The 26229-nt window shown below is 57.6% G+C and carries 19 protein-coding genes; 12 read left to right on the forward strand and 7 right to left on the reverse strand.

The window, feature by feature from the left end:
* Window positions 1-54 precede the first annotated feature (54 nt).
* From xerD to AB9L16_RS04690, 7 genes are all read left to right on the forward strand, one after another.
* On the forward strand, window positions 55-951 hold the full coding sequence (gene xerD, locus AB9L16_RS04660; protein WP_071174488.1) for a site-specific tyrosine recombinase XerD: 897 nt from the start codon (window positions 55-57) through the stop codon (window positions 949-951).
* 366 nt (window positions 952-1317) lie between these two features.
* On the forward strand, window positions 1318-2049 hold the full coding sequence (gene dsbC / locus AB9L16_RS04665; RefSeq protein ID WP_016771534.1) for a bifunctional protein-disulfide isomerase/oxidoreductase DsbC: 732 nt from the start codon (window positions 1318-1320) through the stop codon (window positions 2047-2049).
* A gap of 131 nt (window positions 2050-2180) precedes the next feature.
* Window positions 2181-3485: a homoserine dehydrogenase gene (locus tag AB9L16_RS04670; protein ID WP_252885418.1), complete on the forward strand. Its 1305-nt coding sequence runs from the start codon at window positions 2181-2183 to the stop codon at window positions 3483-3485.
* A 106-nt stretch (window positions 3486-3591) separates the two neighbouring features.
* A complete protein-coding gene (gene thrC / locus AB9L16_RS04675; protein ID WP_375123171.1) occupies window positions 3592-5001 on the forward strand; it encodes a threonine synthase in 1410 nt (469 codons plus the stop codon).
* Between the two features lie 120 nt (window positions 5002-5121).
* Window positions 5122-6495 (forward strand): transporter substrate-binding domain-containing protein, encoded by a 1374-nt coding sequence (locus AB9L16_RS04680; RefSeq protein WP_375123172.1) that lies wholly within the window; start codon window positions 5122-5124, stop codon window positions 6493-6495.
* A gap of 117 nt (window positions 6496-6612) precedes the next feature.
* Window positions 6613-7020, forward strand: coding sequence for a response regulator (locus tag AB9L16_RS04685; RefSeq protein WP_041478191.1), 408 nt, complete (start codon window positions 6613-6615; stop codon window positions 7018-7020).
* A gap of 162 nt (window positions 7021-7182) precedes the next feature.
* On the forward strand, window positions 7183-7464 hold the full coding sequence (locus tag AB9L16_RS04690) for a DUF3509 domain-containing protein (protein ID WP_016771530.1): 282 nt from the start codon (window positions 7183-7185) through the stop codon (window positions 7462-7464).
* A gap of 220 nt (window positions 7465-7684) precedes the next feature.
* Here AB9L16_RS04690 and AB9L16_RS04695 read toward each other — a convergent pair whose 3' ends face one another.
* Window positions 7685-8884 carry a CaiB/BaiF CoA transferase family protein gene (locus AB9L16_RS04695; protein ID WP_375123173.1) on the reverse strand — a complete coding sequence of 400 codons (1200 nt, stop codon included), beginning with the start codon at window positions 8882-8884 and terminating at the stop codon, window positions 7685-7687.
* Between the two features lie 146 nt (window positions 8885-9030).
* Between AB9L16_RS04695 and AB9L16_RS04700 the strand changes: the two genes are divergently transcribed.
* The 3 genes from AB9L16_RS04700 to AB9L16_RS04710 all read left to right on the forward strand — a co-directional run bounded on the left by AB9L16_RS04700 (window position 9031) and on the right by AB9L16_RS04710 (window position 12710).
* Window positions 9031-9573 (forward strand): YaeQ family protein, encoded by a 543-nt coding sequence (locus tag AB9L16_RS04700; protein WP_007908961.1) that lies wholly within the window; start codon window positions 9031-9033, stop codon window positions 9571-9573.
* Window positions 9574-9627: 54 nt separating this feature from the next.
* Window positions 9628-11337: a single-stranded-DNA-specific exonuclease RecJ gene (gene recJ, locus AB9L16_RS04705; protein ID WP_375123174.1), complete on the forward strand. Its 1710-nt coding sequence runs from the start codon at window positions 9628-9630 to the stop codon at window positions 11335-11337.
* A 266-nt stretch (window positions 11338-11603) separates the two neighbouring features.
* A complete protein-coding gene (locus tag AB9L16_RS04710; protein ID WP_039759093.1) occupies window positions 11604-12710 on the forward strand; it encodes an NADH:flavin oxidoreductase/NADH oxidase in 1107 nt (368 codons plus the stop codon).
* 177 nt (window positions 12711-12887) lie between these two features.
* Here the strand turns inward: AB9L16_RS04710 and AB9L16_RS04715 are convergent, their stop codons facing one another.
* Window positions 12888-14516: a glucan biosynthesis protein D gene (locus AB9L16_RS04715; protein WP_150636247.1), complete on the reverse strand. Its 1629-nt coding sequence runs from the start codon at window positions 14514-14516 to the stop codon at window positions 12888-12890.
* Between the two features lie 403 nt (window positions 14517-14919).
* Between AB9L16_RS04715 and AB9L16_RS04720 the strand changes: the two genes are divergently transcribed.
* Together AB9L16_RS04720 and AB9L16_RS04725 are read left to right on the forward strand one after the other, a co-directional pair.
* Entirely contained in the window at window positions 14920-15105 is a 186-nt protein-coding gene (locus tag AB9L16_RS04720) for a hypothetical protein (protein ID WP_041478186.1), read from the forward strand.
* 179 nt (window positions 15106-15284) lie between these two features.
* Complete coding sequence (locus AB9L16_RS04725) at window positions 15285-16016, forward strand: tellurite resistance TerB family protein (RefSeq protein ID WP_375123175.1); 732 nt, start codon at window positions 15285-15287, stop codon at window positions 16014-16016.
* A gap of 1395 nt (window positions 16017-17411) precedes the next feature.
* On the opposite strand, the gene AB9L16_RS04730 is transcribed toward AB9L16_RS04725, so the two are convergent.
* The 5 genes from AB9L16_RS04730 to tssI all read right to left on the reverse strand — a co-directional run bounded on the left by AB9L16_RS04730 (window position 17412) and on the right by tssI (window position 26146).
* Window positions 17412-17828, reverse strand: a complete 417-nt coding sequence (locus tag AB9L16_RS04730; protein WP_375123176.1) for a hypothetical protein — start codon at window positions 17826-17828, stop codon at window positions 17412-17414.
* A gap of 345 nt (window positions 17829-18173) precedes the next feature.
* The gene (locus AB9L16_RS04735; RefSeq protein ID WP_252887377.1) at window positions 18174-18605 is read right to left on the reverse strand and encodes a HEAT repeat domain-containing protein; all 432 of its coding nucleotides are present in this window, start codon (window positions 18603-18605) and stop codon (window positions 18174-18176) included.
* Window positions 18602-23377 carry an RHS repeat-associated core domain-containing protein gene (locus AB9L16_RS04740; RefSeq protein ID WP_375123177.1) on the reverse strand — a complete coding sequence of 1592 codons (4776 nt, stop codon included), beginning with the start codon at window positions 23375-23377 and terminating at the stop codon, window positions 18602-18604. Before AB9L16_RS04740 ends, AB9L16_RS04735 begins: the two co-directional genes overlap by 4 nt.
* Window positions 23377-24114 (reverse strand): DUF4123 domain-containing protein, encoded by a 738-nt coding sequence (locus AB9L16_RS04745; protein WP_375123178.1) that lies wholly within the window; start codon window positions 24112-24114, stop codon window positions 23377-23379. Before AB9L16_RS04745 ends, AB9L16_RS04740 begins: the two co-directional genes overlap by 1 nt.
* Window positions 24104-26146 (reverse strand): type VI secretion system tip protein TssI/VgrG, encoded by a 2043-nt coding sequence (gene tssI / locus AB9L16_RS04750; protein ID WP_375123179.1) that lies wholly within the window; start codon window positions 26144-26146, stop codon window positions 24104-24106. The genes AB9L16_RS04745 and tssI overlap by 11 nt, the downstream gene beginning before the upstream one ends.
* Window positions 26147-26229 lie beyond the last annotated feature (83 nt).

Raw genomic sequence — 26229 nt, forward strand, 5'->3', positions numbered from 1 at the left:
GTCGTTCACTGTCTATTTGCGCGCAGTGTTAAAAACTGCCTGCCCCGAGCACCCATGCCTGCCATCGACCATCCGCTGATTGATCAATTCCTCGACGCTTTATGGCTGGAGAAAGGCCTGTCCGACAACACCCGCGACGCCTATCGCAGCGACCTCGCGCTGTTCAACGGCTGGTTGCAGGAGAAAAATCTCGAGCTGATCAATGCCGGTCGCGAATTGATCCTCGATCACCTGGCGTGGCGGCTGGAGCAAAACTACAAGCCGCGCTCCACCGCGAGATTTCTCTCCGGGGTGCGTGGCTTTTATCGCTATCTGTTGCGGGAAAAACTGATCAGCGTCGACCCGACGTTGCGCGTCGACATGCCGCAACTGGGCCGGCCGTTGCCCAAATCGCTATCGGAAGCCGATGTCGAAGCGCTGCTCAAGGCACCGGACCTGAGTGAAGCCATCGGTCAGCGTGACCGCGCGATGCTGGAAGTGCTGTATGCCTGTGGCCTGCGCGTGACCGAACTGATCAGCCTGACACTGGAGCAGGTCAACCTGCGCCAAGGCGTATTGCGGGTGATGGGCAAGGGCAGCAAGGAGCGTCTGGTGCCGATGGGCGAGGAGGCGATTGTCTGGGTCGAGCGCTATATGCGTGATGGTCGTGGCGAGTTGCTCGGTGGCCGCCCCAGCGATGTGCTGTTCCCCAGCCAGCGCGGCGAGCAGATGACCCGGCAGACGTTCTGGCATCGGATCAAGCATCAGGCCAAGGTCGCCGGGATCAGCAAATCGCTGTCGCCGCACACATTGCGTCACGCGTTCGCCACGCACCTGCTCAACCACGGCGCGGACTTGCGCGTGGTGCAGATGCTGCTCGGGCACAGCGACCTCTCTACGACGCAGATCTATACCCATGTCGCCCGCGCCCGATTGCAGGATCTGCACGCCAAACACCACCCACGCGGCTGACACATCCCATAATGTTGAAATACTGACCTGTGGCGAGGGGATTTATCCCCGTTCGGCTGCGCAGCAGTCGCAAACCCGGCTGGCTCGATTTTGACTGAAAGATCGCGGTGGATGGTTTAGGGCTGCTTCGCAACCCGGCGGGGATAAATCCCCTCGCCACAATAATGTGTGTCAGCCACATGTGGTTGTGGGTCAACTGTACAAGCATGAAGATGTGTCAGTTGCACATGAGTGTGTGGCGACAGGCGCATTCGGCCCTCGCGGCCTTATGTGTTAGGCTTTGCCGGTTTGCACGATGGACGGTTATGACCCGGTGTTTCGCACGGGCGTTCTGATCGTTTCATTGGCCCGCCCTCAGGAGTACTCATGCGTCTGACCCAGATTTTCGCCGCCGCCGCCATTGCGCTGGTGAGCACCTTTGCCGTCGCCGACGACGCGGCTGACAAAGCCATTCGTCAAAGCCTGGAAAAACTCGAACTCGAGGTTCCGGTCGAAAGCATCAGTGCCAGCCCGTTGCCTGGCATGTACGAAGTCAAACTCAAAGGCAGCCGCGTGCTGTACGCCAGTGCCGATGGCCAGTACATCGTGCAGGGCAATCTGTACCAGCTCGCGAATGGCAAACCGGTCAACCTGACCGAGAAGACCGAACGCCTGGGCATTTCCAAACTGATCAATGCCATCCCGGTGGCCGAAACCGTGGTCTACCCGGCCGTGGGCGAGACCAAATCGCACATCACCGTGTTCACCGACACCACCTGTCCGTACTGCCACAAACTGCATGCCGAAGTGCCCGAGCTGAACAAGCGCGGCATCGAAGTGCGCTACGTGGCGTTCCCGCGCCAGGGCCTGAATTCGCCGGGTGACGAGCAGCTGCAAGCAGTGTGGTGCTCGAAAGACAAGAAAGCTGCCATGGACAAAATGGTCGATGGCAAGGAAATCAAAGCCGCCAAGTGCGATAACCCGGTTTCCAAACAGTTCGCGCTCGGTCAGTCGATCGGCGTGAACGGTACACCGGCCATCGTTTTGGCCGACGGCCAGGTCATTCCGGGCTACCAGCCGGCGCCACAAGTCGCCAAACTGGCGCTGGGCGCGAAGTAATTCGCATCGTCACGGGCAACCGTTGATGATCGTGGTCCGGCAGCTACAGCGCCGGGCCATCAACAGAGAGCCGCGAGCACGCGGTTGTTTTCCGGCCGACCCTGTGTCGGCCGTTTCATGGGGAGTTCACAGTGAATCCGGTCAAAGTAGGCATCTGTGGGTTAGGGACCGTCGGTGGCGGTACCTTCAACGTACTTCAGCGCAACGCCGAGGAAATTGCTCGTCGTGCCGGGCGTGGAATCGAAGTGGCACAAATTGCCATGCGCACGCCAAAGCCTCAGTTCCAGACGACCGGTATTGCGATTACCAACGATGTCTTCGAAGTGGCCACGAACCCTGAGATCGACATCGTCATAGAGCTGATGGGCGGCTACACCGTTGCCCGCGAGCTGGTACTCAAGGCCATCGAGAATGGCAAGCATGTGGTCACCGCGAACAAGGCGCTGATAGCCGTTCACGGTAATGAAATTTTCGCCAAGGCACGCGAGAAAGGCGTGATCGTGGCATTCGAAGCGGCCGTGGCCGGTGGCATTCCGGTGATCAAGGCGATCCGCGAAGGCCTGTCCGCCAACCGCATCAACTGGGTTGCCGGGATCATCAACGGCACCGGCAACTTCATCCTCACCGAAATGCGCGAAAAAGGTCGTACGTTCGAAGACGTGCTCGCCGAAGCGCAGGCGCTGGGTTACGCCGAAGCCGACCCGACCTTCGACGTCGAAGGCATCGATGCCGCGCACAAGCTGACCATTCTGGCGTCTATCGCCTTCGGTATTCCGCTGCAATTCGACAAGGCGTACACCGAAGGCATCACCAAACTGACCACTGCCGACGTCAACTACGCCGAAGCGCTGGGCTATCGCATCAAGCACTTGGGTGTGGCGCGCAGCACTGACGCCGGCATCGAGTTGCGCGTGCACCCGACGCTGATTCCGGCCGATCGCCTGATCGCCAACGTCAACGGCGTGATGAACGCCGTCATGGTCAACGGTGACGCCGCCGGTTCGACGCTGTTCTATGGCGCTGGCGCTGGCATGGAGCCGACCGCTTCTTCGGTGATCGCCGATCTGGTCGACGTGGTTCGCGCGATGACTTCCGACCCGGAAAACCGTGTGCCGCACCTGGCCTTCCAGCCGGACTCGCTGTCGGCGCATCCGATCCTGCCGATCGAAGCCTGCGAAAGCGCTTACTACCTGCGCATTCACGCCAAGGACCACCCGGGCGTACTGGCTCAGGTGGCGAGCATCCTGTCGGAGCGCGGCATCAATATCGAATCGATCATGCAGAAGGAAGTCGAAGAGCATGACGGCCTGGTGCCGATGATCCTGCTGACCCACCGCGTGGTCGAGCAACGCATCAATGATGCGATCACCGCGCTGGAAGCACTGGCTGGCGTCGACGGCCCGGTTGTACGGATCCGTGTCGAACATTTGAACTAAAAGCAGCGGCAAGCTTCGAGCTGCAAGCGGCAAGAGAGAAGCAGTCTGGCTTTTACTTGCGACTTGCAGCTTGCAGCTTGCAGCTCAAACCGAAGGTTTGAAAAAAATGCGATATATCAGTACTCGCGGCCAGGCCCCGGCCCTGAATTTCGAAGAGGTCCTGCTGGCCGGTCTGGCGACCGATGGCGGTCTGTACGTCCCGGAAAACCTGCCACGTTTTACTCAGGAAGAGATCGCTTCCTGGGCTGGCCTGCCGTATCACGAACTGGCCTTCCGGGTGATGCGCCCGTTTGTCACCGGCAGCATCCCGGATGCCGATTTCAAGAAGATCCTCGAAGAAACCTACGGTGTGTTCGCCCACAGCGCCGTTGCGCCATTGCGTCAGCTGAAGGGTAATGAATGGGTGCTTGAGCTGTTCCACGGCCCGACCCTGGCGTTCAAGGACTTCGCCCTGCAACTGCTCGGTCGTCTGCTTGATTACGTGCTGGAAAAGCGCGGTGAGCGCGTAGTGATCGTCGGTGCCACCTCCGGTGATACCGGTTCGGCGGCCATTGAAGGCTGCAAGCACTGCGAAAACGTCGACATCTTCATCCTGCACCCGCATCAGCGTGTATCGGAAGTGCAGCGTCGGCAGATGACAACGATCTTCGGCGAGAACATCCACAACATCGCCATCGAAGGCAACTTCGATGACTGCCAGGAAATGGTCAAGAACAGCTTCGCCGACCAGAGCTTCCTCAAAGGCACACGTCTGGTGGCGGTGAACTCGATCAACTGGGCGCGGATCATGGCCCAGATCGTTTACTACTTCCATGCCGCTCTGCAGTTGGGTGGTCCGGCGCGTTCGGTGTCGTTCTCGGTACCGACCGGTAACTTCGGCGACATCTTCGCCGGCTACCTGGCACGCAACATGGGCCTGCCGATCAATCAGTTGATCGTGGCGACCAACCGCAACGACATCCTGCACCGCTTCATGAGCGGCAACCAGTACGTCAAGGAAACCCTGCACGCAACGCTGTCGCCGTCGATGGACATCATGGTGTCGTCGAACTTCGAGCGCCTGCTGTTCGACCTGCACGGGCGTAACGGTGCGGCGATTGCCGGCCTGATGGACTCGTTCAAAAAGGACGGCAGTTTCAGCGTCGAACAAGAACGCTGGACCGAAGCACGCAAGCTGTTCGATTCGCTGGCGGTGGACGATGCGCAGACCTGCGAAACCATCGCCGACGTCTACGAGCAAACCGGTGAAGTCCTCGACCCGCACACTGCCATCGGTGTGAAAGCTGCGCGCGAATGCCGTCGCAGTCTGGATATCCCGATGGTAATTCTGGGCACTGCCCATCCGGTCAAGTTTCCTGAGGCAGTGGAGAAAGCGGGTGTAGGAAAAGCGCTCGAACTACCTGCACATCTTTCTGATTTGTTTGAGCGAAACGAGCGTTGCACGGTTCTGCCAAACGACCTGAAAGCCGTGCAAGCCTTTGTCAGCCAGCATGGCAACCGCGGCAAGCCACTCTAAGCCAGTAAAAGCTGTCACATTTTGAAGCCCGTCTCCTGACGGGCTTTTTTGTTTCTGCTGCCACACTGCTCGGGTTTTCACCCACGAAGGACGGGTGAGTCGATCACGAAGGAAATGGCAATGCTGTTTTACAGAGGTTTGAAACCGGCACTGGGCTGGTTGTTTTTGTTGGCGGTGCTGGGATGGATGCACAGCGGCGTGGCAGCGCAGATGGCACTCGATCAGGCCAATGCGTCGGGCACTGTGCCGGTTGTCGAACTGGATGCGCACGAGCGGCAATGGATCCGTGACAACCCCAGAGTAACGGTGGCATCGGTGCAATATCCGCTGTACCTGTTTCAGGACGAACACGGCCAGTGGAGCGGTCTGAACAACGATGTGCTCAAGCGGGTCAGCGCAATGACCGGACTGCAATTCGAGCACCAGGAATCGTTCTCTACCGACCATATGCTCGATCGCCTGCAAAGCGGGGTCGCGGACATCAGTACGACGTTGGCCATGAGCGATGAACGCAAGGCCTTTCTCGATTTCAGTCATGCTTTCGGAGGTGCTGGCTGGGTGTTTGTCGGACATGCCAATGCCCCGAGGGTGGAGTCTTTCGAGCAACTGGCGAAGCGCGTTCTGGTGCTGCCCGCCCGTCATGCCCTGGAGGATGCGATTCGGCGCGATTATCCGTCGATTGAAATACGCTCGGTGAAAACCTACGCCGAAGCGCGGGCGCTGGTCGAGAGTGGGGAAGCCTACGCAACCATCGAAAACGAAATCGGCGCGCAGCTCTATCCGTTGGGCATGCTCAAGGTCGGTGCTCTGGTAGAGGGCAAGTGGGAAGCCGATCATCTGGCTGTACGAAAAGGCATGCCGCAACTACTGAGTATTCTTAACAAGGCGCTGGAAGCTTTCCCTGCTGCGGAGTTGCGGGCGATTCGTCTAAAGTGGCTGGCAGGCGTTTCGCCGCCGCCCGTGCCCTCCGTGTGGAAGCGCCTGGTCGAGTGGGCATGCTGGGCGATGGGGGGAATCGGCGTTTTCGGAATGCTGTCGCTGGTGTGGAACCGGCGCCTGGCGGCCGTGATCAAGCTGCGCTGCGCGGCGGAAAAGGAGTTGGGCGATCAACTGGCCTTTCAGCACGCTCTGATCGATTCGATGCCGGATCCGGTGTTTGTCCGTGATCTGCACGGGCGTTTGATCATCTGCAATCGCAGTTACGAAGAGGCGCTGTCGGTGCGCCAGGACCAGATGCAGGGACGCTTGCTGATCGAAGTCGATGCGTTTCCGGAAACCACCGCGCGGATGCTCCACGACGAATTCATCGCCCAGTTGCAAACCCGCAAGTCGCGCTTCAGCAAACGCCAACTGCTGTTCAAGGGCGGGCCTCGCGAGGTTTATCAGTGGACCGTGACGTTTTACAGCGGCGACGGCAAATTGCGCGGCTTGTTGGGCGGCTGGACCGACATCACCCAGCGTCGGACCGAGAGCGGGTGTCGCTGTCTGCAGTAAAGAAGGGAAATGTCCTGCAAGACGCGGCTACTTTTCTGATGGGAGGCTTAAGACGCCTGCCCTAGAGTGAACGACACCTGCGGTGAGAGTCCGCGATGATCGCTCCAGAGGTCGCCCATGCGCTCGCTTAAAGTCCTGATTCTTGAACCCAACCCGTTCCAGCTGATGGCATTGCATCAAATGCTCAATGCCATCGGCATCTACGACGTATTGACCGCGCCTTCGCTGGCGTCAGCCCTGTCTTCACTGGGGCATCGCGGTGCGGTCGATATCGCCATTTGCGATCCGCAGCTCAAAGGTGGCGATGGGTTGGCATTGATTCATCACCTGGCGGCGCACCATGAGGCGCGTGCCCTGATTCTGCTGGGCTCGGTCGCGCAGAGTTTGTTGAGTGACCTGGAGCCGGTGCTTCGTCAACAACGCCTGCGCCTGCTGGGGCGTCTGCAGACACCGGTTTCGGCGGTGTTGATGCGAGGTCTGCTGGACAGTTATCTGATCACTGCGCAGGCACTCATCGAGGCCTGATACCGGCGAATATTTTTCTGTCATCTTCGCCATGCATGCTCTGTCAGACACGGTCCTGCAAGGTCGGAACGTGACAGGCAGAACTTTCTTCTCGGGCCGGTGGTCATTTAATGTGAACACGCCCCAGGCACTGTGTTTTCGGACTATTGAGTGGAGATCGAGATGGAAAGTATCAGTCTATTGCTCGGTGAGGCTCTGAGCCCGTATCAGGTGACGCTGACCCCTCGCGGCAGCCATGGTGAATGTCTGGTGACGCTGAAGAACAGCAGCGGCGCCATTGTGGTGGAACGCGAATTCAATCAGGCCCAGTTGAGCGACAAGCGCTTGCTGACCGACGTGGTGGACGGCCTGCACCGTGACGTGATGATCGCCGAAGGGCGGCTGGAACCCTGCGTCATTGCGGCGTTGCGCAATGCAGCTCTGGACAAGCGTCCGGCCCTGTAAAGATGAAATATTTTTTGTGGGAACCTTCCTGCATCCCTGTCAGTCAGACCCCATAACAGCAGGATCAAGCATTGTGCTCCGGTGCTTGTCGCTTGCTGCTACGGGTCTCGAAGCAGACCCCGTTTAACCCCGAGTCGTCTCCCCACTTCTCGGGGTTTCTTTTGCCCGGCGTTTGCCCTGTGCACAGCTTTTTGCTCGAAAACCAAACCTCCAGCGTTGCTCAAATGGCCCCGTCTTCGCGCAGCCGAGCGATTTGCGCCGCGTCGTAGCCCAGATCGCCAAGCACCTGCGCATTGTGTTCGCCAAGCTGCGGTCCGACCCATTCGGACGAGCCCGGCGTTTCCGACAGCTTCGGCACGATGCCGGGCATCTTGAAGTCCTTGCCGTCCGGCAGCTTGGCATGCAGGAACATCTCCCGCGCCAGGTATTGCGGATCGTTGAACATGTCCTCGGCGCTGAAGATCCGGCTGACCGGTACGTCGGCCTGATTGAGCAAGTCGAGAACGGTCTGCAGCGGTAAGGAATTGACCCAGCGATCAATCACGCCATACAACTCGTCCCGGCGACTGTCACGCCCGTCGTTACTGGCCAGCACCGGGTCGTTGGCAAGATCTGCGCGGCCAATCACGAGCATGAAGCGTTTGAAGATTGCATCACCATTGGCGCCGATTTGCACATGCTTGCCGTCGGCACTGGTGTGGATCGAAGAGGGCGTGATGCCCGGCATGATGTTACCGCTGCGCTCGCGGATGAAACCGAAGACGTCGAACTCCGGCACCATGCTTTCCATCATCGCGAAGATAGCTTCGTACAGCGCAACGTCGACCACTTGGCCCAGTCCGCCATTGACCTCGCGATGACGCAGCGCCATCAGTGCACCGATCACGCCCCACAGCGCGGCAATCGAATCGCCGATGGAAATCCCGGTGCGCACTGGCGGCCGGTCTTCGAAACCGGTGATGTAACGCAAACCGCCCATGGATTCGCCGACAGCGCCGAAGCCGGGCTGATCTTTCATCGGCCCGGTCTGACCGAAACCGGAGAGGCGCACCAACACCAGTTTCGGGTTCAGTGCGTGCAGGGTTTCCCAGCTCAGACCGAGTTTTTCCAGGACGCCGGGGCGGAAATTCTCGATGAGGATGTCGGCTTCGCCCAGCAGTTGTTTCAGGATCGCCAAACCGTCGGGGTGTTTCAGATTGAGGGTCAGCGACTTCTTGTTGCGCGCCTGGACAAACCACCACAACGAGGTGCCTTCGTACAACTTGCGCCATTTGCGCAGGGGATCGCCGCCGTCCGGCGATTCGATCTTGATCACTTCGGCGCCGAATTCGCCGCAAATGCGCGTGGCAAACGGCCCGGCAATCAACGTACCCAATTCAATGACTTTCAGACCCGAGAGCGGTTTGCTGGTGAACGGCATGCGAAATCCTGTAGGACAAGGCTGAGCGGATACAGGGTTTTAACATAGCCGACTGTCAGACGCCGCAGCTTGATTGCCATCAATTCGATGATTGCCTGTGGCATCGGTTAGACTTGCCGACTTTCCTCGTATCAAGAAGCCCGTTCATGGCCCAGCCGTCCACTACCTACAAATTCGAACTGAACCTCACCGACCTCGACCGCAGCGTCTACGAAAGCGTCAAGCAGACTATCGCCCGTCATCCTTCGGAGACCGAAGAACGCATGACTGTGCGGCTGCTGGCCTACGCGCTCTGGTACAACGAGCAGCTGTCGTTCGGCCGTGGTCTGTCAGACGTGGATGAACCGGCCTTGTGGGAAAAGAGCCTGGACGACCGTGTCCTGCACTGGATCGAAGTCGGCCAGCCGGATGCCGATCGCCTGACCTGGTGCTCGCGCCGCACCGAACGCACCAGCCTGCTGGCCTACGGCAGCCTGCGTGTGTGGGAAACCAAGGTGATCCCGGCGATCAAGAACCTGAAAAACGTCAACATCGCCGCCGTCCCGCAAGAAGTGCTGGAGACCCTGGCCAAGGACATGCCGCGCGTCATCAAGTGGGACGTGATGATCAGCGAAGGCACGATCTTCGTCACCGACGATCGCGGTCAGCACGAAGTCCAGTTGCAATGGCTGCAAGGTGAGCGCGGCTGAGGTCGCGACACCGCTGATATTTCCCACGAATCAAAGAGAAGCCTCCGTCGCCCCATGCGTATCGAACCTCGTCAATTGCCTGCCACGCTGCCTTTCCTCGGTGATCTGCCGCCACTGCTGACCCGCCTGTACGCGGCGCGGGGCGTGCAGTCGGAGGCGGAGCTGGACAAGAGTCTGGCGCGCTTGATCCCGTTCCAGCAGCTCAAAGGCATCGATGCGGCGGTCGACCTGCTGGTGACGGCTCTGGAGCAGTGTCAGCGCATTCTCATTGTTGGCGACTTCGATGCGGACGGCGCCACCGCCAGCACTGTCGGTGTGCTCGGTCTGCGCCTGTTGGGCGCGGCGCATGTCGATTACCTGGTGCCGAACCGCTTCGAATACGGCTACGGCCTGACGCCGGAAATCGTCGAAGTCGCGCTGACCCGTGAACCGCAATTATTGATCACCGTCGACAATGGTATTTCCAGTGTCGAAGGCGTCGCGGCGGCCAAGCGCGCCGGACTGAAGGTGTTGATCACCGACCACCACTTGCCCGGCGATGAACTGCCGCAGGCTGATGCGCTGGTCAATCCGAATCAGCCGGGCTGCGAATTTCCGAGCAAAGCGCTGGCCGGCGTCGGGGTGATCTTTTACGTACTCATGGCGTTGCGCGCGCGTCTGCGCAGCCTCGGCTGGTACGAGAGCAAGCCACAACCGAACATCGGCGAACTGCTCGATCTGGTGGCGCTGGGCAGCGTCGCCGACGTGGTGCCGCTGGATGCCAACAACCGCATTCTTGTGCATCAAGGGCTGGAGCGGATTCGCGCCGGCCGGGCACGGCCGGGGATCAAGGCGATTCTCGAAGTCGCCAAGCGAGAGGCTGCGCGGATCACTTCCACCGACCTGGGTTTCATCGTCGGCCCGCGCCTGAACGCCGCCGGACGTCTGGACGACATGAGCCTGGGCATCGAATGCCTGCTTACGGCCGACGCCAATCTGGCGCGGGAAATGGCTGCGCAACTGGACGGCATGAACCAGGATCGCAAATCCATCGAGCAGGGCATGCAGCGTGAAGCGCTGGCGCAGCTCAAGGATCTGCCGGTCGAGTCGATGCCGTTTGGTCTGTGCCTGTTCGATCCGGAGTGGCATCAGGGCGTGATCGGCATCCTCGCCTCGCGCATGAAAGAGCGCTATTTCCGCCCGACCATTGCCTTCGCCGATGCCGGTGATGGTCTGCTCAAGGGCTCCGGTCGCTCGGTGCAGGGCTTCCATATTCGCGATGCGCTGAGTGTGGTCGCGGCGCAGCATCCGAACCTGATCACCAAATATGGTGGTCATGCGATGGCCGCTGGTCTGACCTTGCCGCAGGAGAATTTTCCGCTGTTCGCCGAGGCATTTGACGCTGAAGTACGTAGGCAACTTCGCGAAGAAGACCTCACCGGGCGCATGTTGTCCGATGGCACGCTGGCCGTCGAAGAGTTCCACCTCGAACTGGCCCGCGCCTTGCGCCACGCCGGGCCGTGGGGGCAGCATTTTCCCGAGCCGCTGTTTCACGGTGTGTTTCAACTGGTCGAGCAGCGCGTGGTCGGCGAACGGCATTTGAAAGTGGTGCTGAAAAGCGGATGCGGTTCGGTGAAGCTCGATGGCATCGCGTTTGGCATTGATCGCGATGTGTGGCCGAACCCGACGATTCAATGGGTTGAACTGGCTTACAAGCTCGACGTTAACGAGTTTCGTGGCAACGAGACTGTGCAGCTGATGATTGCTCATATCGAACCGCGTTAAGCCATTCGCGAGCAGGCTCGCTCCCACAGGTACGGTGTAGTCTTGTGGGAGCGAGCCTGCTCGCGAAAGCATCCTTTCACACACTGAATTACTCTGAACCCTCCGTCATTCCCGGTTGTCGACTAGGCTCTAAGCACTGCTTGATTGGCCTTGTGACGTCTTGTCGAATTTTTGCCCGCGGGGGCGGGTGCTGCACCCTTTTTCTGTCACTCGTCGACTTTTCAAACAGAACCCTGGAGCCTGCCCACTGATTCGAGAGGTGCCCCATGAGTCTGCTGCTTGAACCCTTTACTCTTCGCCAACTGACCCTGCCCAACCGCATCGCCGTGTCGCCGATGTGTCAGTACTCCAGCGTCGACGGCCTGGCCAACGACTGGCATCTGGTGCACTTGGGCAGCCGCGCGGTGGGCGGTGCCGGTCTGGTTTTTACCGAAGCCACGGCGGTTACCGCCGACGGACGCATCACCGCCGAAGACCTTGGCCTGTGGAACGACGAACAGATCGAACCGCTGCAACGCATCACTCGCTTCATCACCGCCCAGGGCGCGGTCGCCGGTATTCAACTGGCCCACGCCGGGCGCAAGGCCAGCACCCACCGGCCGTGGATCGGCAAGCATGGCAGTGTCAAACCCGAGGACGGCGGCTGGACCCCGGTCGGGCCATCGCCGATTGCTTTCGACCCGCAGCACACTCAACCGAAGCAGCTGGATGAGGGGCAGATCGCCGAAGTGATCCAGGCCTTTGTCGACGCGGCCAAACGCGCGCTGACGGCGGGTTTCAGCGTGGTCGAGGTGCATGCTGCGCATGGCTATCTGCTGCATCAGTTTCTCTCGCCGCTGAGCAATCAACGCCGCGATCAGTACGGTGGTTCGTTCGAGAATCGTATCCGTCTGGTGCTGCAAGTCACTGAAGCGGTGAGGGCGGTATGGCCGGAGGAGTTGCCGGTGTTTGTCCGCGTCTCGGCGACCGATTGGGTCGAAGATGGCTGGAATCCGGATGAGACAGTGGAGCTGGCGCGGCGCCTTCATACGCTGGGCGCCGATCTCATTGACGTGTCTTCAGGAGGGACTGCTGCAAACGCGGAAATCCCGGTTGGACCCGGATATCAGACGCGCTTCGCCGAGCGTGTGCGCAAAGAGTCAGGCATCGCCACCGGTACTGTCGGAATGATTACCGAGCCGGCCCAGGCCGAGCACATTCTGCGTACCTGTCAGGCCGATATCATTTTCCTCGCGCGCGAACTGCTGCGCGATCCCTACTGGCCGCTGCATGCCGACGATGATCTGGGTGGGCGCAAAGCAGTGTGGCCGGCGCAGTATCAGCGCGCGACCCATCGGGATCAGCCGATTCATGAATCGGATTTGCGCGATTGATTGAAGGCTGGAAAGCAAAAGCCCCGAGCCGGTGAGGGTCGGGGCTTTTCTATTCGGCACAATTTTGCGTTGTCAGGCGGGCCTCTTCGCGAGCAGGCTCGCTCCCACAATAGGAATGCGGACCCCTGTGGGAGCGAGCCTGCTCGCGAATGACGCCAGAACAGCCGCCTTAGAACCTCAAGGGTATTTACGCTTGTCCGGCGCCGGCGGTAAATACTGGTACAGCCAGGTCTCGCTCAACGTGCGGTCATTGGTGCGAATGAACAGGCGCAGTTCCACTGGCTCGACACTGTCATTGGTCGGATACCAATCGAACAGAATCCGGTAGCCCTTGATGTCATCCAGCACCAGCACGCTGAAGTCCTGCACCTTGCCGTTGGAACAGGTAATCACCGGCTCGATCCCGGTGCCCTGTGGCAGGCGCTCGAGGCCGCCACCGGTGAAGTCCACGGCAAAGCGCCGCGCCCAGACCGGCGGGTAGTGCTCACCCGGCGCCCAGCCCTCGGTGAAGCCGCCCATGCCCGAACGCGTCGCGTGCACCCGGGCCAGTGGCGTGCCGACCGGTGGCAGCGCGCTCCAGTAGAGCTTGTACCCGTAGTTCAGCGAATCACCGGCAGCCACGGGTTTCTTCGGCGTCCAGAACGCAACGATGTTATCCAGCGTCTCGCCGGTCGTAGGAATTTCCAGCAGATCGATAGAGCCTTCGCCCCAGGCGGTTGTAGGTTCTACCCACAGGCTCGGGCGCTTGCTGTACCAGTCGACAGTGTCCTGATAGTTGGCGAATTCGTGGTCGGTCTGCACCAGGCCGAAACCCTTCGGGTCCTTGTCGGCAAATGCATTGAATTGCAGCGTCGCCGGGTTGTTCAACGGCCGGCAGATCCACTCGCCATTGCCGCGCCACATTGCCAGGCGATCGGAGTCGTGAATCTGCGGATGAATGGTGTCGCACATGCGCCGTTCGTGGGTGCCGCAGCTGAACATGCTCGTCATCGGCGCCACGCCCAACTGTTCGATGGTGGTGCGGGCGTTGATGTGCGCGTCGATTTCCATGACCACGCGCTCGGCCTGGCAATCGATGTCAAAGCGATAGGCGCCGGTCGCGCTCGGCGAGTCGAGCAGGGCGTAGACCACAAAACGCGTGGCGTTCTTGTCAGGCGTCTCGAACCAGAACTTGGTGAAGTCGGGAAACTCTTCGCGCTTCTTCGCGTAGGTGTCGATGGCCAGGCCGCGCGCGGAGAGGCCATATTGGCCAGTAGCATCGACCGCACGGAAATAGCTGGCGCCGAGAAACGACACCACGTCATGCCGATCCAGCTCCGGCGCCTTGAACAGCTTGAAGCCGGCAAAACCCAGATCGCCCTTGAGCTGCTGGGTGTCGACCGAAGTGTTCTCGTAATTGAACAGCGCCGGGCGGAAGTGCACTTCGCGCGCCATGCGCGTCTTCGGATCAACGCTGTACATGCGCACCGGTTGACGGAAACCCATGCCGACGTGGAAGAACTGCACGTCCAGCTGACCTTTGTTTTCCTTCCACAAGGAATGCTCGCCGTCGTAGCGGATCGCGTTGAAATTTTGCGGAGTCATGGTCGCCAGGGTTGGCGGCAACACCTGTTTCGTATCCTGATAGGCACTGCCGGCGAGCTGCTTGGCCTGACGCTTCAATGCTTCGAAATCGAAGGCCTGGGCCTCGCCATCGGCGGCGCCGCCATTGGCTGCCCAAGCGCGGGCGGCCAACAGGCCCGACGCGGAAAGACCGGTATAGGCCGCAATGGCCATGGACGCTTTGAGCAAATTCCTGCGGTGCATAAATACAACCTGTCGTGTGCAATCCGGCGCCGTTCCTGGCACCTGTCGGATCGGAAATTACGGTTCGGTCATGCCTTCGGCCAAACGCAACGGACTATAAACAGATGCCCGCTAGCTTAATCGGTTCGATTGTCGGGCAAAAAGGGTTGTTTGCGTTGCGTCATCTGGCAATGAAACAAGACATGTCTGTAATTTTTCTGACAGGGCTCTCTGATTTAGAGGGCATATCTGCTTTTTTCGATTAATTACTCTAAAAACCGCTTTTCAACGCCGATTTAATTCCTATTCTATGGGCAAGACCGGATACAAGCCTTCGTGCCGGCGGGGCACACGACGCTGCTCGAAGAGGCAGGGCGATGTGAGGTTCAGCAGTTTCTTGACTCAATAGAGAAGGACATCGTCCATGGCAAAAATACAGAGCATCACCGAAATGTTGGGCATCTTCCCTTGCTTGGGCGGCGGGCGCAGAAGACGCCGCCTCAATTCCGAAGAATTGAAACTTGTGGAGCGTTATCGAGAACTATCGGAAAGCGACCGGATTGCCATGCGCTATCTGGTGGATGCGATGCGGAGTGTTTCGCGATTCTAAGGGGGAGGGGAGAAGGGGGCCGGCCGAGAAGCCTGCCCCTTTTTCATTTGCGTAACGCTCGAAACATGCCCTTCTGAGTGGCGAGCAACATCTCGAAGCACACTCGCAGGTCGGGGTCGGGCACTTTCGAACTAGGCTGAGGGCCTTAGATCCGGATAACCCTTGTTTGGAGACGGAACATGAACACCCGTGGATTGCTCGATCAACTGCTCAAGTCCGGGCAGGAAATGCTGCAGAACAAGACTGGTGGCGCTTCCAACAAGTCGGCTGCCAGCGGACTGGGCGGTTTGCTCGGTGGCTCGTCTGGCTCCAGCGGCCTCGGCGGCCTGCTGTCCGGCGCGGGCGGCGGCGCATTGGCCGCGGGCGCGATGGGCCTGCTGCTCGGCAACAAAAAAGTCCGCAAGGTCGGCGGCAAAGTCGCCATCTACGGCGGCCTCGCCGCGCTGGGCGTGCTGGCCTACAAGGCCTACGGCAACTACAACGCTCAGAAAGGCAGCGCACCACAACGCGAACCACAAACCCTCGACCGCCTGCCACCCGCGCAAGTCGAAGAACACAGTCAGGCGATCCTCAAAGCCCTGGTCGCCGCCGCCAAAGCCGACGGCCACATCGACGAGCGCGAGCGCGAACTGATCGAAGGCGAATTCACCAAACTCGACAACGACCAGGAGCTGCAACACTGGCTCCACGCCGAACTCAACAAACCCCTCGACCCCACCGACGTCGCCCGCGCGGCCAGCACGCCGGAAATGGCGGCGGAGATGTACATCGCCAGTGTGATGCTGGTGGATGAGGAGAATTTTATGGAGAAGAGCTATCTGGATGAACTGGCACGGCAGTTGAAATTGGAGCCGGGGTTGAAGGTGGAGTTGGAGAGGCAGGTGCGGTTGGCGGGGGCGGATAGCGTGTAATCGTAGTGGCGATCGCCGGGCATCAGCAGGCGGTTGCCCTTTTACGTTAGCTAGACTTCCTGCGTTTCAGTAGTTTCCGTAACGGCGTTGAATCGATCTTTGTCCCGATAGCGGACACTGCGCATGCCGCTGGCTCTGTACATACTTTTGGCACTGACCGGGTAATAGAGCTGGCAAATAGATCACTAGCAATCGGTGATTAGCGCACTGACGTCGTCGCCAGATCAGTGTTATTTAACAGTCGACCATTGAGGTCTGAGTCGGCGGGCCTGCCGTCGAGCAAGTTTCCTTCTGCTAGAAGTATTTGAATGGGTATGTGTCTCCCGTGATTATTATTGAATCTTTCTCTGTATATACGCTGTTGATGTTGTTGATAACCAATTGTGGGTTGGTTGGGTTTTGAAAAAGATGATAGAAGAGTTCGAAGTAAAGATGATCTTCGATCAAACTTGCTGCTAGGTTTGGATGGGTGTTCAGAAGTTCATTGAAAGTCGGGTAATCAACTGTCGCAAGCTCGGGGATGTCCGCATAGCCTTGCACGGTATCGTCAATCCTGCATTCCGAAATAAACGTATCTGAAATAATTTCAAACTTTCTTGGAAAGTCGCCGGGTTTGATTTGCAGTATGTAGGGCTGAGTCTTGATCGTAACCGCCTCTCCGAATCCCAAGCTTCTATAAGATACGGTATTTGGATTGACTGCGTTGCCCGAGCACTTAAATATCATGGTTTTGCTTTCGCTGTTATAGGTTTGGTTGTCGAGATTTTTTTACCCGAAAGAAAACTCCCCTTGCACTACAAGTCTGAGGCCTTTCCCAAAACAATCGCATCGGCATCGGCATCGGCATCGAACGCAGACTGCTTTAGCTTAGGGTGTTGCTTAAACATTTTTTTGCTGAGAGAGTGGCGCCGCCACATCCTATGTATTAGCCAATGTCAGGTCCACTGCTTTCCCCGTATACTTCAGATTTGTAAAGGCTGCATCAGATTTGTTTAACTTTATGTAGTGTGTGGTCTAAAGTTTTTTCAAGGCCGCTCCAAGTTTTGGCGGTGTCGGTGAATATTGGAAATTCTCCAAGCTTGATTTGCAATTAATGAAATTCTAAAAGTGCCATTTTTGCTAAATAATAGATGCCATCCGATGTCTATTATTTGTTCCAGGCCAGTAGTTGTGCTCGTCGTGATTTTTGCTGTTCACGTCCAGGTTGTCGGTGCATTCGTAGCGGGTAGTACTGCCGAGTTCGCTCTATTCGGGAGTTACGCGATCGTCAGTTGTTAGTATACGCGCGCGTGGTACGCTGAGCAGATTAGATGTGCCAGGTGACTCGCGGCGTTTCATTTGTAAAAAAGCTGCACTGAGAAAGGGCAAGCATCGAAAATCTTGTGTCGACACTTCCTATGTTTTGAAAAATCGATAGCCGGCATCAAAGACGCTTATGGTATGCATGTTGCTGTAATTCACTTCGAATATTCCTTCAATTGGCGGTTGCGTGCGTTTCGCCTGTAAATTTAGAGTTTCTGCCACGTTTCGAAGTTTATGGTATGTTGCTATGTAGACATGATCGGAAGCGGAGAAGTCAAGAGTTATCTTTTGGGGTGAAATAATCGCAAGATTGATTAGGAGTTGAGGTGATGTGAATGATCTACCTCCAATGTCATAGATCTTGTCTTTATTTTCCAGTTTGGGTCTGTAAATTTCATGTAATAAGTAGTCTTTCCCTTGATCTAAGACTCTTACCAGTTTTTCGTGACCTTTTATTTTTTCAAATGTAACGGCTGCTTTTTTGATTATTAGGAAGCCATCCTCGTCCATGTTTTCTAGAAAGTTTAAGTCTTGGCTTTCTATTGAAGACGTTATTGCTAATCTAATAGGTTGAGAACAAAATTGAAGATTTCTACTTGGAATTTTTCCTTTATGTTTTCAGTGGGAGGGATATTCATGTAGGATATAATTCCGCCTGCATTGTCGTAATCGATTGCACCAAAATATCTGTAATGTCAATGTAGATATTCATTTTGTTTTTTTGATTGCCGATTGATTATAGGCTGTCTTAATTAATTGTTGGTTCTTTATTGGCGCCTTTTTGGTAAGTGGCGTTGGGCGTTTGTCGGTAATATTTTAAAAGTTCGCTTATACAAGATTTGGTGGGCTTAGCTATTATATTTCTGATGATTCTGCTTTCGCAAGTAAACTATATATTTCTGGTTCTATTTCACTTTTTGGTGTGGTATCTATTATCTGCTTTACATGGTGAGAGTATTTTTTTTCAATCGGTACTTCGGCCCAGTCGAGCTCGTAAATAGAAATAATTTTAACGTCTTTATATCCCGATTTTGAAAGTAGAGTCTTTAAAATTTCTATGGCTTGGGTGGTACGATTTTCTCCAAGTGAAACGGCGCATCTTTGTTGCCAAAATTCCGGCATTTTGAGTATTGCTTTTTTTAGGACTTCCCAGTCCTTATCACTGAAGTCTATGAGTACCGTTTTAGCAACTAGCTCGGTGCTGTATTCAGTCCATGGTGAATCTTCAGATTCACCTATCCATGAGCAGAGCTTTTTATATAGATTTTCTTCATTGCCAGTCGTCATGGTGTTGCTCCCGTAGGGTATGAAGAAGTGATGACATCGTTTTCTTTAATAACCTGCCATTGAACTCCGTCCACGATTTTGGTGTGTTCGGTCACTACCGCGCCTGGATCGTTCCGTAACACTCTGCCTGGCTCTGCTGCTACCTCATCAGTAACTCTCAAGATTTTCGCGTCACTCCAAGATTTCGGCGCAAATGTATGTCTATTTGGAGACTTTGCTGCAGACCAGCCGATGGTTCCATCCTTACGCTCTAAAATCATTTTAAAATTTTTAACGCTGGTAGTTCCGTCCTTGTTAGTGCTGACAATATCGTACTGATATTTTGGAGAGTTCATAACCTGCGCCGAATGACCGCCTACTGGTTTGTTATGGCCGGGGCTCCGTGTGCCATACAGTATTTTGTTCTGCATTGCCTTGGGGATCGGTCCGGTATAGGGCGCTTCGGGGCTGCCGTCATCAACTTTCGATTTTTTTTCTTCTTGGTCAGTTCGGTTACCTGATGAATCTTTATCTCCGGCTCCGGGACATGTATTCAATCCTAGAGGATCCACCCACCCCGTAGGATTGGTCACGTACTGGTAGCTATTCAACCCACCCGCAAGCTTGATCGGATCCGGCGTCAAAAACCGTCCAGTCCCCGGATTGTAGTAGCGGTGGCGGTTGTAATGTAACCCTGTCTCGGCGTCGAAATACTGACCTTGGAAGCGTAACGGGTTATCGATTTCGCTCACATCCAGCGCCGCGAGGTTGCCGTAGGCGCGGTATTTTGCCGACCACATGATTTCGCCGCTGTAGTCGGTCAGTTCTTGAGGGGTGCCGAGGTGGTCGAGTTGGTAATAGAACGGGGCCGCTTTTAGCGGGCCTTCGCCGTCGAGCATTGCCAACGGGCGGAAGGTGCCCGGTTCGTAGATGTAACTGCGGTAGCGGTTCTCGGCGCTTTCAGCGATGAGGCGTTCGCCTTGCCACAGAAACTCGGTGGTGTGACCGTCGACTGACTTTTCAATGCGGCGGCCAAAGGCGTCGTATTTGTAGGTTGCAGTGCTGCCACCCGGCAGGCTGACGCCGATCAGGCGGTGCTGGCAGTCGTAGCGGTATTCGGTGACAAGTTTTTGGCCTGTTCCTCGACTCTCGCGGACTAGGTTGCCATAGGCGTCGTAATCGTAGTGGCGGTCGCCTTGCATGAGCAGGCGATTGCCTTTAACGTTGGCGAGATTCGCAACGGGCAGGTCATTTTGTCCGAGCAGGTTGCCCGCCGGGTCGTGGGCGAAGCTCTCTGGCATGGCGCCGCGCACGCTGATCAGGCGATCCAGCGGGTCGTAGTGATAGCTGCGGTTGCCTTTGCGGCTGTCGTCGATTCCGGCGAGGTTGCCGTTGGCGTCGTAGTTGTAGCGACGCTGGAACAGGTGCTTGTCCCGTTGGCTAACGCTGTGCGCTTGCAGACGTCCCTGTTCATCGTATTGGTATTGGCTAAGCAGCAGACCTTGTTGGCGCTGTTGCTCTCGACCAGCGTTGAACTGATGAGAGGTCAGGCGAGAACCGTTGAGGTCGATGCTGGTGAGTTGCCCGCCAGGCTGGTGGCGGTAATCGAGTTTGCTGCCATCGGGCAAGCGGCAGTGCTTGAGCTGGCCGACGCTATCGTATTCGTAGCGCAGAGTGCCCCAGCCTTGGTGCTCCTCGATGAGTCGGTCTTGCAGGTCGTATTTGTAGGCGAGCGGCCAGTGGCCGTCGTCAACGTTAACGAGGCGGCCAAGCGCGTCGTAGCTGTAGTGAATCTCTTCGCCGTCGGGCAGCGTTTTTACAAGCAACCGGCCTGCGGCATCACGCTGATATTCGGTGACCAGTTCGCTGCCGTCGTCGCCGAACTCGGTTTTCTTCAGCAGTTGGCCGTTGAGGTCGTACTCGTAGCCAGTCCGACGACCATCGAAGCCGGTTTCCTGTTGAATCAGGCCGTTGGCGTAGTAATCAAGGTGATAGTGCTCGCCGCGCTCGTTTTCAATTTCAGTGAGCAACAGACGCGAGTTGTCGTAGCGGTAGCGCAGTTGGCTGCCGTCGGGATTGATTCGGCGGCTGACGAGGTGAAGATTGTCGGCATATTCATAGCGGGTGATACGGCCAAGTTCGTCACGTTCAGCAGTGACATTGCCGTAGGCGTTGTAGCTGAATGCGCGAGTGGCGCCGCCGGGCAGCGTAACTTGGGCAAGGCGATTGGCAGCATCCCATTGGTAATGAGTGATCGCGCCGGACTCTTCCTGGCGAGTGATCTGCCTGCCTAGTGCATCGTAACGGTACTTGCGCTGACCGCCGTCGGGAAGACGTTCTTCAAGCAGTTGACCGAGATTGTTCCAACCGAGTTGATGACGGCTGCCGTCCGGGTGACGGATTTCCAACAGACGACCCTGCGGGTCATAGCTGTAATGGCTGGCATTGCCGTCCGGGTCAATCTGCGCAGTGACATCACCTTGTCGGTTGCGTTGATACTTCCAACTGGCTTTGCCGCGACGAACGTCGCTGACGAAACCATTGATGTACTCGTAAGTGGTGGCTTCGTCTTCCGGCGGGATGACCGCGGTCATCAAACCATTATCGTCATAGCGATATTCAGTGACTGCGCCCAGCGGATCCTTTTCGGCGATCAATTGGCCTTTGTCGTTGTAGGCCTTGAGATGCTCGGCACCATCCGGATCGATCTTGCTGATCAATCGGGCCTGATCGTCGTGGGTATAGACCTCTTCGCTGCCATCGGCGTTGGTTACGGTGACGCTGCCTTTGTCGTCCCAGACGTACTGCGCTTCCATCTGCGAAAAGTTGGCCCAGTGACGAGTGCAGCGAGACAGTTTGCCTTCGTTTTCCCATTCCCAATAGAACGCCGCGCCGCCTGCCAATTGCCGCTCGAGAATGACGTGCTGCTCGTTGTAGCGATAACGCTCGGCTTCGCCCGCCGCGTTTTTCGCCTCGATCAGGCGATGTTGCGCGTCGTAGCTATAGGTGACCAACGTCTGCACGGTATTCCAGACGTCTTCCAGATTATCGGCGGGCAGAAACTGCTGATAATCGACGGCGATGATGTGCTTGCGGTCGTAGCGCAGAAGCAGGGCGCGGCCGGCACCGTTGTCGAGACGTTTGATGCGCCCATGGATGTCGCGAGTAACGTGCAAGCGGTTGCCATAGCTATCGCTGATGGCGATCAGGGTCGCGCCTTTGCTGTCGAAGCGGAAGTGATAGAACGATGGTCGCTTGCCAGCCTGCGCGAGAATCAGCTCGGATGGATCGTCACCTAGAAAAATGGCCGCGTGCGATAGGCTGTTGGTGATGGCGGGACGCTGCTCGCTCGGAAGTGGGAAAACGGTGGAGCGGTTTTCCTGATCGGTCCAGATGACTTCATCGCCATTGATCTCGATGCGGTGGGCGAGCGCGTGGCTCCAGCCATAGCCGAGACCGCAGTCGATTTCCACAGCGCTGGTGCGATAGAGACGGGTCCATTCGAATGGCAGCAGGCCGTCGAGTTGGCCGTCAGTTAACGTCAATAACTCTTCGCCAGTGACCATCGAAACAGGGCACCCGTTAGTGCAAGTCTTTGCAGCAGGTTCTGCGCTCTTTTCGGCGGGATTCGTCGCCTGGTTCGATACGTCATCAGCGACTTTACCGTCAGCAAGTCTGGCGTTTTTCTTCCCATCAAAACGCAACTCGGAAATCCCGTTCCTGACCTTCGCGGTCACCCCTCGGGCCGCCACTGCGGTGTACTTGGCGACATACTCCATAAAGCCGTTGATGATCTTGAACACCGACTTCACGAAGCCGATCACAGCCTTGATGACAAGCTCTCCGTACTTCTTCAGTCGGGCCGCAAGGTAGATGACGCCGGTACCTTCTGCCGCGATGGTCAGTACCACGCCGATCACGATGTCGATCGCAATGCCAACCACAATTGCCGTGGTCATCTTCGCTACATCGCCTGCCATTTTCATCGGCGGCAAGCCCGCCAGCCAGATCACCGCGCTGCGCACCAGCAAAAACAAGGCCGCTTCATCACTGGCCAGCAACATGGCTTTTTTCATGATGTCCGGCGAGCTTTTAGCGACTTTGATCAGCTCGTCTGCGCCAGCGCCGAGATCCTTGGCGAATTTCTTCGGATCCTGGAGGATATCGAGCACGAGACTGATGCCGTCCCATACGCCCTTGATCGCTTCCCAGCCACCTTCAAGAATGCCGTTGCCGATGGCCATGGCTGTGCCGGAGGTCGAAAGATTCGACCATTGCGGTTTGAAGCCGGCCCATTCCTTGCGCAGGAAACCTTCAAGGTCCGCAGTCACGCCGCTGTAAGAACTGAAGAGGGCGTCGATCTGCGCCGGGGTCACTTCGTTATGGACGCGAATCGTGTAGAACTTGCCGGGCACACCGCCGGTCCATGCGGCTTTGCCTTGGGCGTCGAGTTTTACCTTGCTGACAGCACCACCGTCCACGGCCACGATTTCGACTTCGATATCGCCGACGGGAATGTCGTAAACCGATTCGAATTTGCTTTCGATCAGCAACGGACCCTTGAGCGGACATTGAGCTACGTTCGAGGTGAAGTTACCGTCGGTCATGCTCACCGCTTTACTGGTGTTGCCCACCTTGATGACACGCTCCATACCCAGCAAAGACGGCATGTCAGCGGCACGGCTACCCTTGTCGAGGGCCTGTGCATACCAGGTTTTGGTTTGTTCCTGATACAGCTTCAGACTGTCCTTGAAGGTGTTCAGTTGGTTGTCAACAAAGGCAACGCGATCCATCAGCCTTGCTCCAGAATCAGGTGGTTTATCAATGCTTCTTTAAGATTTTGCGGCGCATCCGGGCGGCGCACGAAGCGGGTGATTTTCAGCTTCAGATTGTTCTCGGGCCATGCGGTGTAGAGGTCCGGGCGGTCTTCTTCCAGCCATTGCATCAGGTTGCTGACCAGCGTCGCCGGATTGTCCTTGCTCAACCCCTCCAACAACCCCTTCGGCACCTCCCACCACGGCCAGTCCTTGACCTTCGGCACCACCCGCGCGCCCACTTCCAGCGCCTGCCCATTAATCAGATACCGCTCAAACACCGGCAGCACTTCTCCAGCCTTCTCCCCAAGCCCCCGCAGAATCGGATAAATATGCCGCCCATCCCAAAACCGGAAAAACACCTCGGTCCCGTCCGGCATCTTCACCTGCGTCAGGCTGCGCAGGTGTTCGAACACTTCGTTCGGTTCTGAACGCGACACCGCCAGCCAGCCCCAGTCGAGGGCGTCGGTTTCGGCGATCCATGGCAGGAAGGCGGAGTTGGCTTTGAGTTCGGTGAGGTAGGGCATCACCGGTTGCCAGGTGGAGTAGGGCGTGCCGCCCCAGATCGGGATGAGCTGGGCGGTGGGTTCGGTGAGGTACAGGGTTTTCAGGGCGTCTGCGTCGCTGGCGGCGCTGATGATCAGGTACAGGCGCTCGCCGCTTTGCAGCGGCTGTTGCGCCAGCCAGTCCTTGGGGGAAATTCGTTCAGATGGCACAGGCACCTGCCTTGCATTTTTCGCATTCTTCACAGAACGGCGCGTTACGTTTTAGGGTGTTGATCTGCGCCGGGGTCAGGACTTGGCCAGCCTTGTCGGCATCCGCCTGTTTCAGCACGCCGGGCATCAATGGCGCGGCGCCCGTACCAACGCCGGGGCTGCCGCCGGAGTTCATGTTGATCACCGGCCCACTCATGGTCACGCCACCAGCGTCGATCTTGATGAAGCTGCCGCCGCCGACCAGGGTCAGCTCCGCACCGGCTTCCATCACCACTTTCATGCCGCTGCTCAGATGGATTTCTTGCCCGGCGTCGATGAACTGGCCGGTGCCGATCTTGATGTGCTGGTTCACGCCGACGGTGAGGTGGTCGTTGGCGCGGGTTTCGACTTTGCGGTCGGCGTAGACGGTGTGGTGTTCTTCGGCCTTGAACTCGGTGTAGCTGTTCTTTTCGACGGTGTCGTGGCGTTCGTTGCCGACGCGGATTTTCTGGTCGTGCTCGATGTTTTCGTCCCAGTCGCGCTGGGCGTGCAGGTAGATTTGTTCCTGGCCTTTTTTGTCTTCGATGCGCAGTTCGTTGTAGCCGCCACCGCCCATGGAACTCAGGGTCTTGAAGGTGCTGCGGGTCTTGTTTGCCGGCAGTGGATAGGGGACGGTGTTTTCCTTGTGGTACAGGCAGCCGCTGATCAGCGGTTGATCGGGGTCGCCTTCAAGGAACGTGACCAGCACTTCCATGCCAATGCGCGGGATGGCGATGCCGCCGTACTGGGCGCCGGCCCAGGCGCTGGAGATGCGCAGCCAGCAACTGGTCTTGTCGTCGGCCTGGCCTTCGCGGTCCCAGTGGAATTGGACTTTGACCCGGCCGTATTCGTCGCAGTGGATTTCTTCACCTTTCGGGCCGGTGACCACCGCGCTCTGGCTGCCGAGGATGCGCGGTTTCGGGTGGCGTAGCGGCGGGCGATTGGGCACGTCCCACGGCGTGGCCTGGAAGCGGTTGCGGTAGCCCTGGTGGAAATCGTCTTTCAGCGCGGTGGTGTCGCTGGTCACCGACTCTTCGAGCACCTGCGGCTGCTTGCCTTCATGCAGCACTTCGGTGAGCAGCCAGAGGTCGTTCCACTTGGCTTTCGGGTGTTCGGTCAGGGCGAGGAAATGGCCGCTGACCAGCAGTGGCTGATCACTCTTGCCTTCGGCGAGCTGGAAGTCGCTGCGGTGGCGTTCGAGGGCGCGTTTGGCCAGATGCTTGCCGCGCTCGCGGTCGATGAAGCGGCCCGGGTAATCGTAGTCTTCGAGGTCGGGCAGGGCGTCGCCACGGTTTTCGCTTTCCAGGGTCAGACGCGGTTTTTCGAAGTCGTAGTCGCGACGGGTGGTGCGGCTGGTGCGGGTTTCCAGGCGCAGGTCGAAACGCTTGATCACCGGGTTGCTGGCGACCATGCCCGAGTCTTGCTGATAGGGCACCGGCTTGAGCTTCGGGAACACCGTCTGGTCGTCGCCGAACACCAACTTGTGCGCGTTGGCGCTGTGCTGGAAGTGGAAGTGAATGCCTTCTTCCTCGCACAGGCGCTGGATGAAGTGCAGATCCGACTCGTCGTATTGCACGCAGTAGATGCGCTCGGGATAGATCGAGCCGGTCTTGAATTCGTAGGCGTTGCCTTGGATGCCGTGCTCTTCCAGCACTTGGCCGATGATTTTCGGCACGCTGAGGTTCTGGAAGATGCGCTGGTTGATGCGGTGCGCGAGGTAAGCCAGTTGTGGGCGCAGCGTCACCGAATAACGGGTCAGGCGCTTGCCCGAGTCACCTTGCGCGGCGCGGTAGATCTGGCCATGGATGCCGCTGCCGTCAGGCGACAGCTGCAGGAAGGCCGGTTTGTGCAGCAGGGTTTCGAGGTCCAGCGACGGCTGCTCACTGACCAGCTCCACCTCAAAGACAAAAGGCTGGCTGATGGCTTCCCGGCCGGTGAGGGTAAACACCTGAAAGTCGGCGGAAAGCCCTTCGATGGTCAGGGCAAAGTGGGTTTCATTGGCCGGCGCGAACATCCCTTGTTCCTCGTGCTGTACAGCGGCGCTCGTCGACGGCCGCAAAAAAGCGGCTCAACGTACGCGAAATTCTGGAGGGGCGT

The sequence above is a fragment of the Pseudomonas sp. LW8 genome, from assembly GCF_041956865.1.
GTDB classification, from domain to species: Bacteria; Pseudomonadota; Gammaproteobacteria; order Pseudomonadales; family Pseudomonadaceae; genus Aquipseudomonas; species Aquipseudomonas siliginis.

Coding starts and splice junctions, on each gene's coding strand:
- xerD (WP_071174488.1), top strand. CDS start 55: ATGCCTGCCATCGACCATCCGCTGATTGATCAATTCCTCGACGCTTTA.
- dsbC (WP_016771534.1), top strand. CDS start 1,318: ATGCGTCTGACCCAGATTTTCGCCGCCGCCGCCATTGCGCTGGTGAGC.
- thrC (WP_375123171.1), top strand. CDS start 3,592: ATGCGATATATCAGTACTCGCGGCCAGGCCCCGGCCCTGAATTTCGAA.
- AB9L16_RS04680 (WP_375123172.1), top strand. CDS start 5,122: ATGCTGTTTTACAGAGGTTTGAAACCGGCACTGGGCTGGTTGTTTTTG.
- AB9L16_RS04685 (WP_041478191.1), top strand. CDS start 6,613: ATGCGCTCGCTTAAAGTCCTGATTCTTGAACCCAACCCGTTCCAGCTG.
- AB9L16_RS04690 (WP_016771530.1), top strand. CDS start 7,183: ATGGAAAGTATCAGTCTATTGCTCGGTGAGGCTCTGAGCCCGTATCAG.
- AB9L16_RS04695 (WP_375123173.1), bottom strand. CDS start 8,884: ATGCCGTTCACCAGCAAACCGCTCTCGGGTCTGAAAGTCATTGAATTG.
- AB9L16_RS04700 (WP_007908961.1), top strand. CDS start 9,031: ATGGCCCAGCCGTCCACTACCTACAAATTCGAACTGAACCTCACCGAC.
- recJ (WP_375123174.1), top strand. CDS start 9,628: ATGCGTATCGAACCTCGTCAATTGCCTGCCACGCTGCCTTTCCTCGGT.
- AB9L16_RS04710 (WP_039759093.1), top strand. CDS start 11,604: ATGAGTCTGCTGCTTGAACCCTTTACTCTTCGCCAACTGACCCTGCCC.
- AB9L16_RS04715 (WP_150636247.1), bottom strand. CDS start 14,516: ATGCACCGCAGGAATTTGCTCAAAGCGTCCATGGCCATTGCGGCCTAT.
- AB9L16_RS04720 (WP_041478186.1), top strand. CDS start 14,920: ATGGCAAAAATACAGAGCATCACCGAAATGTTGGGCATCTTCCCTTGC.
- AB9L16_RS04725 (WP_375123175.1), top strand. CDS start 15,285: ATGAACACCCGTGGATTGCTCGATCAACTGCTCAAGTCCGGGCAGGAA.
- AB9L16_RS04730 (WP_375123176.1), bottom strand. CDS start 17,828: ATGGACGAGGATGGCTTCCTAATAATCAAAAAAGCAGCCGTTACATTT.
- AB9L16_RS04735 (WP_252887377.1), bottom strand. CDS start 18,605: ATGACGACTGGCAATGAAGAAAATCTATATAAAAAGCTCTGCTCATGG.
- AB9L16_RS04740 (WP_375123177.1), bottom strand. CDS start 23,377: ATGGATCGCGTTGCCTTTGTTGACAACCAACTGAACACCTTCAAGGAC.
- tssI (WP_375123179.1), bottom strand. CDS start 26,146: ATGTTCGCGCCGGCCAATGAAACCCACTTTGCCCTGACCATCGAAGGG.